Raw genomic sequence first — 9,887 nt, forward strand, 5'->3', positions numbered from 1 at the left:
TTCGTCGCATCTCCGCGGCGCCTGACCGGCGACCCGGCCGCGGACCGGCCACTTCGTGGCCGCCGCTCCCTAGGGGTCGCGGGTGGTGGGTGGGAGTGCGGTCATGGCGGATCTGGGGTGCGCGGTGTGGCTGGGGGTGGGGGTGATGGCGGATTTAGGGTGCGCGGTGTGGCTGTGGGGTGGCGGTCATGGTTGGCCTGGGGTGCGCGGTGTGGCTGTGGGGGTGGCGGCCATGGTGGATCTGGGGTGCACGATGTGGCATGGGGTCCGGTGGAGCTGCGGTCTTCGCGGTGTGCGTAGACGAGAGGCAGTTGAGTTCGCGGACGATGTGCTGGATTCGCGGGGTGGCGAACAGCTGTCAGCGGTTGCGGCCGTAGCGGTCCGCTAGGCGGGCTTCTGTGGTGGGTTGGGCGGGGGTGGGGGCGTCTGCGGTGGGCGTGGGGTTCGTCGGGGTAGACGGTTGGGCGCGGTCTCGGCGGCGGGCTTTGAGCTCGGCTACGACGAAATAGCCGAGGCCGAGGGGGGCCATCAGGCCGAAGGCGAGCCATTGGAGGCCGTAGGAGAGGTAGGGGCCCGCGTCCAGCTGGGGCAGGGGGGTCGGGGTGAAGGCGCCTGGCTGGTCGGCGGCCAGCTGGAGGTAGCCGCCCTTGTCGGTGCCGGTCGGAACGGGGGTGAGGGGGGTGCCGAGGACGGCGGATTCCTGGGTGGTGTCGACCGTGTACACCTGGCGGAAGCCGTCCTGGGTGCTGGGCGTTTTGTCGGGAACCACGCCCTCGGAGGCTCGGACTCGGGCTTCGATGCGTTGCGGGCCCGCGGGCGGGTCGGCGATCGCGGGTGGGCGGGTGCCGTCGACGGAGGCGACCAGGCCGCGGTCGACCAGGAGGGTGCGGCCGTCGTCGAGGCGGAAGGCGGCGAGGACGGCGTAGCCGGGGGCGCCGTCGAGGTGGCGAAGGCGGACCAGGACGGTCGACTCGGGGACGAAGGCGCCGGTCGCGGTGACCTTGCGCCACTCGGTGTGGGTGCCGGAGTCGCCGTCGAGGACATCGGTGACGGCCACGGGGTCGGCCTGCACAGAGTCGGCGATCAGCTGATTGCGGTGTTCGGTGCTGTTGTTCTTGCCGAGCTGCCACGGCGCCAGCACGGTGAAGCACAGGTAGGCGAACGCGGCGACGATCACCGCGAGGATCAGCCAGCTGGGACGCAGCAGAAAGGTGAGTTTGCGCATCAGAGCTGCACGTCGGCGGGGTTGCGCGCGTCGAGCTCGGCGTGGACCCAGTCGAGCAGGCCGGGGATGGCGGCCTCGATCTGGTCGCGGACGAGGTCGAAATCGGACTGGTCGCCGTAGTACGGGTCCGGCACATCGCGGCCGTCGGCCGCGGGGTCGAAGCTGCGCAGCAGCCTGCGCTGCTCGGTGGGGACGCCGCGGTGCGCGAGTTCGCGATCGTGGCCGGTGTCCAAGGCGATGATCAGGTCGGCGTCACTGTGCTCGGGACCGAAGGTCGCCGCGGTGTGCTCGGTCGGGTAGCCGGCGCGGCGCAGGGTCGCCTCGGTACGCGGGTCGGCCGCGTCGCCGACATGCCACGAACCGGTGCCCGCGCTGCTCACCCGCACGCGGTTCGCGAGACCCGCTCGGTAGAGGTGCGCCTCGAACATCTTCGCGGCCATCGGTGACCGGCAGATATTGCCTGTGCAAATGAACGAGACATGTAGTGGACCCACGAGAGCCATTCTCGCCCGTGGCGCCGAATCGCCGCCACGTAGGGTGTGCAGTTGTGCTCGAGGACTCCGTCGACCCCGCGATGTTGCGCCACCACGGCGACGTGGAGGCGCGTCCGGGCATGCTCGATTTCGCCGTGAACGTCCAGGGCGTCGCCCCACCCGACTGGCTGCGCGATCGCCTGGCCGCCCGCCTGGCTGACCTCGGCCGCTACCCGAGCACCGACGACGAGCACGCCGCCCGCGCCGCCGTCGCCGCCCGCCACGGTCGCTCGCCCGACGAGGTGCTGTTGCTGGCAGGCGCCGCCGAGGGCTTCGCGATGCTGCCGCGCCTGGCCCCGCGCCTCGCCGCCGTCATCCACCCGTCCTTCACCGAGCCGGAACTGGCACTGCGCGAGGCGGACATCCCGGTCACCAGGGTGATCCTGCAACGCCCGTACACCCTCGACCCCACCCTGGTCCCCGAACACGCAGACCTCGTCGTCCTGGGTAACCCCACCAACCCCACCTCGGTCCTGCATTCCGCGCAGACGATTCAGGCGCTGCGTCGCCCAGGTCGGACCATCGTGGTCGACGAAGCCTTCACCGACGCGGTCGTCGGTCGGCGCGCGCCCTCCGGCATCGCGGACGAGCGCACCTCCCGCTCGTCGTCCTTCGGCGGGGCCTGCGTCGATGACGATCCCGCGTCGGATGGCCATCTGCTCGGCGACGTCGTTTCCGGTGAGGCGGAGTCGCTGGCGGGTCTGTCGGCCCCCGACGTCATCGTGTTGCGCAGCCTCACCAAGACCTGGGCACTGGCCGGTCTGCGCTGCGGCTACGCCCTCGGCGCTCCCGAGGTCCTGGCCCGTCTGGCCCATGGCCGCCCGCACTGGCCACTCGGTACCCTCCAACTCGAGGCGATCATCGCGACGGCCGAACCCGCCGCCGTCGCGGAGTCCCAGCGCTACGCCGCCCGCATCGCTGTCGACCGCACCGCGATGATCGACCGTCTCACCGCGCTCGGCCTCGACGTCCACACCCCGGCCACCGGACCGTTCCTTCTGCTCCGCGCCCGCGATGGCGCGCTCCTGCGCAAACGTCTCGCCGACCGCGGCGTCGCCGTTCGCCGGGCCGACACGTTCCCCGGCTTGGGGCCCGACCACCTCCGTGTCGCTGTGCGAGGTGCAGCCGAAGTCGACGGGTTGATCGATGCGCTGAACGCGGCACTGTGGTGAATCGGGCACATCGACGCGGACGCGCGCAGAGCGGAACAGCAGGCTCGGCGCGCGTGGACACCACGACGAATATTCCCACGCAACGAAGGAGGCGGCGGTGACCGACCTGGCCGAACTGATCGGGGTACTCGACGCGGCGTACCCGCCGCGACTGGCCGAATCGTGGGACTCGGTGGGGCTCGTCTGCGGTGACCCCGCACAGGAGGTCACCAAGGTGGTCTTCGCCGTCGACGCGACCGCCGCTGTGGTCGACGAGGCGATCGGCTGGGGCGCACAGGCTTTGGTCGTCCATCATCCGCTACTGCTGCGCGGGGTCGACACCGTCGCCGCCGATACGCCCAAAGGCGCGCTGCTGCACCGGCTGATCCGATCCGGCTGTGCCCTGTTCTCCGCCCACACCAATGCCGACTCCGCCGACCCCGGCGTCTCCGACGCGCTGGCCGCGGCCGTCGGCCTCACTGTCACCGGGCCCTTGGATCCCAAACCCATCGCTGCCGTGGACAAGTGGGTCATCCAGGTGCCGCAGACCCACACGGCTTCCTTGATGTCGGCCCTGTTCACCGCGGGCGCGGGCGCGATCGGCGACTACCGCGAGGCCGCCTGGTACACCGCGGGTACCGGCCAATTCCTGCCCATCGCGGGCGCCGCCCCGGCGATCGGCGCGATCGGCACGGTCGAGATCGTCACCGAGGACGCTGTCGAAGTGGTCGCGCCCCCCACCTCGCGTCTCGCCGTTCTCGCCGCCCTGCGCGCCGCCCACCCCTACGAGGAGCCCGCCTACCACGTCACCGAACGCGCACCCCTGCCGTCCTCGCTCGGTATCGGCCGCATCGGCGAACTCGCACAGCCCGAAACCCTGCGCGAGTTCACCGCACGCGTCGGCGCCGGCCTTCCACGCACCGTCTGGGGCGTGCGCGCGGCGGGCGATCCGGAACGCGTCATCGAACGGGTAGCCGTCTGCGGCGGCGCGGGCGACTCCTACCTCGACAGGGCCATCCGCGCCGGCGTCGACGCCTACCTCACCTCCGACCTGCGTCACCACCCCGTCGACGAGCACCTGCGGCGCGGCGGCCCCGCCCTCATCGACGCCGCTCATTGGGCCACCGAGTTCCCCTGGTGCGGTCAGGCCGAACAGTTCGTCAACATCGCCCTCCCCGCGGTGCGGACCCGCGTCTGCACGCTGCGCACCGACCCGTGGACGGTCAGCGGCTGATCGGCGTCACCACTGCGCCTGACCGGACCACGATCGGGCGAAGTCGGGATGTGCGCGCACGGTGACCGAGCTCGCGTCCGGTGCCAGGGTCGCTTCGAGGTAGCGGTCGGTTCGTACGAACACCGCGGGACCGAGCAGCACCGCGAGAAAGACGAGCCCGACTCCGGCCGCGCACAGGATCCACGCGAAGGCGGACGGACGGGCCATCATCAGCGCCCCGCCGACGAACAACGGCACCAGGCTGCTCACGTAGTAGGCGATCAGCTTCTTGATGCGCGCATCCGCCCGCGCCGCACATCGCCCACATTCGGGCCACCGCGCCTTGACGATCGCGAGCGGCTCGTTGCAATCGACCACGAGCGCGCCGAGGGCACTCTTGGGCCGCTCCCACAGCAGTCGCCCGACACCTTCCTGGCGGTAGTCGCCCGGCTTGCCCCAGAACCGCAGGATCTGCTCCTTCGGCTCGATCGCGTCCTGCCCGTGCCCGAGACACACCGGGGGTAACGGGGTCGCCAATGTCAGCTGAAGCTGGCGCGGTTCGGCGTGGGAGTCGAAGATGTGCGGGCGCAGCGGCAGTGCCAGGTCAATTCTCGGGTTCGATGTGGTCACACTTGCTTGGACGCGGCCGGGACGCGTTCGGTTCCCGCCTTCGGCCATCTCTTCGGGTCATGGCGTGATCACACCCCGCGGCGCGGTACGGTTGATCGATCCATCCGTCCACTGTGTTCAGGAGTTCGTGCGCGTTGAATGTCGAACCGTCGGTCCAGACCAAGCTGTTGCAGCTCGCAGGAGTCGATGCCGAGTTGACGCGCATCGCCCACCGCCGTTCCGCCCTGCCGGAACAGCAGGAAGTGACACGTCTGGCGGCCGAACGTCACGGCTACAAGGACGCGGCCGTGGCGGTGGAGATCGGCATCGACGATCTGGACCGCGACATCCGCAAGCTGGAGGGCGAAGTCGACGCCGTCCGCAAGCGTGAGGACCGCGACCGCGGCATGCTCACCTCGGGCACCGTCGCCGCCAAGCAGCTCTCCGAGATCCAGCACGAACTGGGCAGCCTGGAGCGTCGCCGCTCGGTGCTCGAGGACGAGCTGCTGACCGTGATGGAGCAGCGCGAGGCGATGCTCGCCGACCACGACCACGCCGGTGCGCGGCTGAGCAAGGCCGACCAGGACCTCGAGGACGCCGAACGTCTGCGCGACGAGGCGATGGCCGATCTCGAAGTGGCGCAGCAGCGCTGCGAGAAGGACCGCTCCGAGCTGATCGGCCTGTTCCCCGCCGACCTGATCGCCGTCTACGACAAGCAGCGCGCGGCGCACGGAGTCGGTGCGGCCCTGCTGCAGGCCCGTCGCTGCGGCGCCTGCCGGATCGAGATCGACCGCGGCGAGATGCAGCGCATCGCCCAGGCCGCGCCCGACGCGGTCCTGCGCTGCCCGGAATGCAGCGCGATCATGGTGCGCACCAAGGAATCAGGGCTGTGATCGCGGCGGTGCGCCGATGAGCCAGGTGATCGTCGAAGCCGACGGTGGCTCGCGCGGCAATCCCGGCCCGGCAGGCTACGGCGCGGTGGTGTTCGCCGCCGATCACGTGCGGGTGCTCGCCGAACGCAAGGAGTACATCGGCGTCGCCACCAACAACGTGGCCGAATACCGTGGTCTCATCGCGGGTTTGGCGGCCTCGGCCGAGCTGGGCGCCCGCGTCGTCACGGTGCGGATGGACTCCAAACTCGTCGTCGAGCAGATGTCGGGACGCTGGAAGATCAAGCATGCCTCGATGATTCCGCTCGCCGAGCAGGCACGGGCACTGGTCGCCGGATTCGATCGGGTGAGCTTCACCTGGATTCCGCGCGCCGAGAACTCGCACGCCGACCGGCTCGCGAACGAGGCGATGGACGACGGTGAACTCACCGGAACCGTGCGGGAAGCCGTCGCGGCCGGACATGCCGCCGGTGACGAAGTCGACGTGCCGAAATCTGTTGACGCGAACAAGGTTTCGCCCGGCTGGACCGGCGCCGTCGGCAAGCCCACCCGCCTGCTACTGCTGCGCCACGGCCAGACCGCGCTGTCGGTGGAGCGCCGCTACTCCGGCCGCGGCAACCCGCCGCTGACCGACCTCGGTCGCGAGCAGGTCGACCGCGCCGCGAAAATGCTTGCCGCCAAAGGCGATATCGCCGCCGTGGTGAGCTCCCCGTTGCAGCGCGCCCGGTCCACCGCCGAAGCCGCGGCATCGGCCCTCGGCGTGCCGTTGCGCATCCTCGACGGCCTCACCGAGACCGATTTCGGCGACTGGGAGGGTCTCACCTTCGCCGAGGCCGCCGAGCGCGACCCGTTGCTGCACCGCGACTGGCTCGGCGACCCGTCGATCCCCGCACCCGGCGGCGAGAGTTTCGATCAGGTCCGCGAACGCGTCGAAGGGGTGCGCCGCGATCTGGTGGTGCTGTACCCGGGCCAGAACGTGGTGGTGGTCAGCCACGTGACCCCGATCAAAACCCTGCTGCAACTGGCGCTGGGGGTGGGGCCGTCGCTGCTGTACCGCCTGCACCTCGACCTCGCGTCGCTGTGCGTGGCCGAGTTCTATCCCGACGGCGGCGCCTCGGTGCGCCTGGTCAACGACACCTCGTACCTGTGAGCTAGCCGCTCGTCACCCGGGCACGGTACGGTCGCCCCGGCGCACGGTCGGCGTAACGACGACGCCGCATCGCCCGAAATATTCTCGGGCGCGCGGAATGCCGCGGCCACACAGGAAAGGTACTTGATGAGGTTTCTACGGATGGCGGCGTTTGCGGCGGCCATCGCGGGGGTGCTCACCGCGTCCGCGGGTGCGGGCAGTGTGACGGCCGATCCGAGCGTGGTGCTCGGCGCGGCTTCGGGCATCGTCTTCGACAACAACTCCGGTTGTTCGCTCACGGCCATCGGCCACGACGGTGCGGGTCGCCTCGTCGGCCTCACCGCCGGACACTGCGCGCCGACCGGTTCGCGCGTCGGCGCCGAGCAGGCGCTCAAGGCAGGCGTGATCGGGACCGTCGCGTACTCCGACGACGGTGATTACCTGGATTTCGCTGTGCTGCAACTGGATGCGTCGAAGGTACTGCCGGTGCGCACCATCGGCCAGACCACCGTCGCCGGTATCGGCGCCTCGCCCGGCCCCGGCGCCACGGTGTGCTCGGACGGCCGTACCAGCGGTCGCAGCTGTGGCGTGGTGTGGGGTGAGCTCGAAGGCACCTCCATCAACCAGTACTGCTCGCAGCCGGGCGATTCCGGCGGCCCCGTCGTCGTCGGCGACCGCCTCGTCGGCATGAACCAGGGCCGTCTCACCGGCCTGGGCCCGGTCGATTTCGACGTCCCGTGCACCGGTGGCGCGAACCCGATCCACTCGCCCGCGTACTTCCAGCCCATCCAGGTGATCCTGGACGTGCTCAACCGCGCAGGCGGCGTAGGCGCGGGCTTCCAGCCCATCTGATCTACTCACGAAAACAAGGGGCGCAGTACCGATCAGGTGCTGCGCCCCTTGTCGTGGTCGATCACCCGGGTGACTGTGCGTCGCCCATCGCCCGCAGCGCTGTGGCGGTGGCGTCGTCGAGAGGATCAGTGCCAGGTCGAGCTGGCTGAGCTTGCGCCGCTGCCGCCACTCGCGCATCAACGGGCCGATCTGGGCGCTCGTCGTCGTCACCCGCCCAGCGTATCGGCCCGGCTCGAGGCAAAGCCATGACCTCCGAGGTCATTGCCACGCTGATGTCGTCGTGCGATCAGCCGGGGCCGAGGCCGCGCTCGTGCATGAGCAGCAGGCCGTAGGCGGCTACCGCGTGGGCGTCGATGATCTCGCCACGCAGGATCATCGCCTCGACCTGCGAGCGGGAGAACCAGGCCGTGCGCATGTCCTGCTCCTCGTGTTCGCGGTCCGGCTCGCCGGGGGTGAGGCCGGTGGCCAGGAAGCAGTGGCCGCGCTGGTCGGTCAGTGCGGGTGCGGTGGCCAAGGCGCCGAGCGGGGTCATGTGGTCGGCGCGCAGCCCGGTTTCCTCGCGCAATTCGTTGTGCGCCAGCTCGATCGGTGTGGGAGTGGTCCCCTGCGCCGGGGTGCCCGCGGGGAACTCCCAGCACCGTATGCCCAGCGGGTAGCGGAACTGCTCGACGAGATGGAATCCCGTGCCGTCGAACGGGATCACCAGCGCCCAGTCGACCTTGTCGAGGACGCCGTAGATCCCCACCGATCCGTCGGCCCGCCGAACAGTGTCCTCCCGCAGCCGCATCCACGGGTTGGTGTAAATCGTGCGCGAGCTGATCTGTTCCATCACCCCATGGTGCCCCACGGGCCCGGAGTATCCGGGCAGTTCAGGGGCGAAGGACCGACACCAGGAAATCGGTCTGGTCGCGTACTACCTGCTCGAAGACATCGTCGAAGTACACGTCGAAGTGGCCGACCGGATACTGCTTGACCACAGCGTGTTTGGTGCGTTCGGCGGCCTTGCGGGTCGGGCCGGCGGGGGCGATCGAGTCGTTCTCGGCGATCGCGTAGAAGACCGGGACCTTCAAGGACTTGGCGCGGCGGCCGGGGGAGTCGAACAGTGTCGAGAACGCCACGCGGGCACCCACTTTGGGATCGTAGGTGTCGCTCTCCTCGGCCAGTCGGCCGTAGCCTTCCGGCACGTCGGTGGCGCTCATCAACGCCGCGGAGCGTTTGCGCCCGGCCAGGCGGATGCGGACGGGTTTGCGGCGGATCGGCCCGAAGAGCAGGTCGGTGGCGGCGATGGTGGCGACCTTGGTCAGGCTGATCGGGCCCTTCGCCATCCCCGACGCCCACCCGCTGGTGAACGGCACCTGGGCCACCACCGCGGCGAGATAATCGTCGTCGGGCGCCACCGCGAGCACATGTCCCCCGCCGAACGAGGTGCCCCACAACGCGATCCGAGTGGCGTCGAAGCCCCGGATGCTGCGCGCGTAGGCGATTGCGGCCTTCCAGTCCTGCCGCTGCCGCCCGATGTTGAGCACCTGGCGCGGCGAACCCTCACTGGCACCGAAATTCCGGTAGTCGAACGCGAGCACCCCCATTCCCGCGGCGACGAACCGCCGCGCATACCGATCCAACCCCATCTCGCGGGTGGCCCCGAGCCCGTGTCCCATGATCACCAACGGCCGCGGACGAGGCGCGCCGTCGGGCAGGTAGAGCCACGCGGCGCACTGCTGGTCACCCGAAGGGAAACTGACGTCGACACGTTCCATGAGTCAATACCGTAGCGAGTACTCTGTACCGGCGGGCGAGTCGGCCGGGCGACCGCGGTAACGGGAACGGGCACGAACAGTGTCGCTGCCCGGTGCCGAGGAAAGTCCGGACTCCACAGAGCAGGGCGGTTGTTAACGGCAACCCGGGGTGACCCGCGGGACAGTGCCACAGAAAACAAACCGCCGCACGCACGTGCGGTAAGGGTGAAACGGTGCGGTAAGAGCGCACCAGCGCCCCGGGTGACCGGGGCGGCTAGGTAAACCCCGCCCGGAGCAAGGTCGAAGGTCGCATCGGCAACGGTGCGGCTGCGCAGGTGTTCGAGGGCTGCTCGCCCGAGCCTGCGGGTGGACCGCTCGAGGCACCCGGCAACGGTGTGTCCAGATGGATGGTCGCCCCCCGATGCGAATCGGGAGCGTCGAGGAATTCCGCGCTGTACTGCTCGAGGCTCTCGAGCGGGTTGAACGTGAGTGATGCGAGGCTGAACGTCAGAAATGATGCCAGCAGAAGGAGCACAACGTAGTTGAGTG

Annotated in this window: 10 protein-coding genes and 1 other RNA gene; 6 read left to right on the forward strand and 5 right to left on the reverse strand. The window is 69.8% G+C overall.

Annotation, left to right across the window (positions count from 1 at the left end):
* Positions 1–358: 358 nt before the first annotated feature.
* Together ACWGCN_RS35410 and ACWGCN_RS35415 are read right to left on the reverse strand one after the other, a co-directional pair.
* A complete protein-coding gene (locus ACWGCN_RS35410; protein WP_452460318.1) occupies positions 359–1,225 on the reverse strand; it encodes an SURF1 family cytochrome oxidase biogenesis protein in 867 nt (288 codons plus the stop codon).
* Entirely contained in the window at positions 1,225–1,728 is a 504-nt protein-coding gene (locus ACWGCN_RS35415; protein WP_378639435.1) for a low molecular weight protein-tyrosine-phosphatase, read from the reverse strand. The genes ACWGCN_RS35410 and ACWGCN_RS35415 overlap by 1 nt, the downstream gene beginning before the upstream one ends.
* A 44-nt stretch (positions 1,729–1,772) precedes the next feature.
* On the opposite strand from ACWGCN_RS35415, the gene cobC reads away from it, so the two are divergent.
* Together cobC and ACWGCN_RS35425 are read left to right on the forward strand one after the other, a co-directional pair.
* Positions 1,773–2,930 carry an Rv2231c family pyridoxal phosphate-dependent protein CobC gene (cobC, locus tag ACWGCN_RS35420; RefSeq protein ID WP_452460319.1) on the forward strand — a complete coding sequence of 386 codons (1,158 nt, stop codon included), beginning with the start codon at positions 1,773–1,775 and terminating at the stop codon, positions 2,928–2,930.
* A 97-nt stretch (positions 2,931–3,027) separates the two neighbouring features.
* Positions 3,028–4,143, forward strand: coding sequence for a Nif3-like dinuclear metal center hexameric protein (locus tag ACWGCN_RS35425; RefSeq protein WP_387449374.1), 1,116 nt, complete (start codon positions 3,028–3,030; stop codon positions 4,141–4,143).
* Positions 4,144–4,149: 6 nt separating this feature from the next.
* On the opposite strand, the gene ACWGCN_RS35430 is transcribed toward ACWGCN_RS35425, so the two are convergent.
* The gene (locus ACWGCN_RS35430; RefSeq protein WP_452460320.1) at positions 4,150–4,752 is read right to left on the reverse strand and encodes a hypothetical protein; all 603 of its coding nucleotides are present in this window, start codon (positions 4,750–4,752) and stop codon (positions 4,150–4,152) included.
* Positions 4,753–4,886: 134 nt separating this feature from the next.
* Here ACWGCN_RS35430 and ACWGCN_RS35435 point away from each other — a divergent pair, with 134 nt between their 5' ends.
* The 3 genes from ACWGCN_RS35435 (at position 4,887) to ACWGCN_RS35445 (ending at position 7,602) form a co-directional block, all read left to right on the forward strand.
* Positions 4,887–5,624 carry a zinc ribbon domain-containing protein gene (locus ACWGCN_RS35435; protein ID WP_378639441.1) on the forward strand — a complete coding sequence of 246 codons (738 nt, stop codon included), beginning with the start codon at positions 4,887–4,889 and terminating at the stop codon, positions 5,622–5,624.
* Positions 5,625–5,640: 16 nt separating this feature from the next.
* Complete coding sequence (locus ACWGCN_RS35440) at positions 5,641–6,771, forward strand: bifunctional RNase H/acid phosphatase (protein WP_452460321.1); 1,131 nt, start codon at positions 5,641–5,643, stop codon at positions 6,769–6,771.
* A gap of 141 nt (positions 6,772–6,912) precedes the next feature.
* Positions 6,913–7,602 (forward strand): S1 family peptidase, encoded by a 690-nt coding sequence (locus ACWGCN_RS35445; protein ID WP_378639444.1) that lies wholly within the window; start codon positions 6,913–6,915, stop codon positions 7,600–7,602.
* Positions 7,603–7,888: 286 nt separating this feature from the next.
* Here the strand turns inward: ACWGCN_RS35445 and ACWGCN_RS35450 are convergent, their stop codons facing one another.
* The gene (locus tag ACWGCN_RS35450) at positions 7,889–8,431 is read right to left on the reverse strand and encodes an NUDIX domain-containing protein (protein ID WP_378997004.1); all 543 of its coding nucleotides are present in this window, start codon (positions 8,429–8,431) and stop codon (positions 7,889–7,891) included.
* Positions 8,432–8,471: 40 nt separating this feature from the next.
* Positions 8,472–9,359, reverse strand: coding sequence for an alpha/beta hydrolase (locus tag ACWGCN_RS35455; protein WP_387449383.1), 888 nt, complete (start codon positions 9,357–9,359; stop codon positions 8,472–8,474).
* A 36-nt stretch (positions 9,360–9,395) separates the two neighbouring features.
* Here ACWGCN_RS35455 and rnpB point away from each other — a divergent pair.
* Positions 9,396–9,806, forward strand: an RNA gene (rnpB, locus tag ACWGCN_RS35460) — RNase P RNA component class A.
* The last annotated feature ends 81 nt before the right edge of the window (positions 9,807–9,887 follow it).

It is taken from the genome of Nocardia sp. NPDC055050 (genome assembly GCF_053608345.1).

Excerpts from the sequence above, each read along its gene's own strand:
- ACWGCN_RS35410 (WP_452460318.1), bottom strand. The coding sequence starts at position 1,225 with ATGCGCAAACTCACCTTTCTGCTGCGTCCCAGCTGGCTGATCCTCGCG.
- ACWGCN_RS35415 (WP_378639435.1), bottom strand. The coding sequence starts at position 1,728 with ATGGCTCTCGTGGGTCCACTACATGTCTCGTTCATTTGCACAGGCAAT.
- ACWGCN_RS35440 (WP_452460321.1), top strand. The coding sequence starts at position 5,641 with ATGAGCCAGGTGATCGTCGAAGCCGACGGTGGCTCGCGCGGCAATCCC.
- ACWGCN_RS35445 (WP_378639444.1), top strand. The coding sequence starts at position 6,913 with ATGGCGGCGTTTGCGGCGGCCATCGCGGGGGTGCTCACCGCGTCCGCG.
- ACWGCN_RS35450 (WP_378997004.1), bottom strand. The coding sequence starts at position 8,431 with ATGGAACAGATCAGCTCGCGCACGATTTACACCAACCCGTGGATGCGG.
- ACWGCN_RS35455 (WP_387449383.1), bottom strand. The coding sequence starts at position 9,359 with ATGGAACGTGTCGACGTCAGTTTCCCTTCGGGTGACCAGCAGTGCGCC.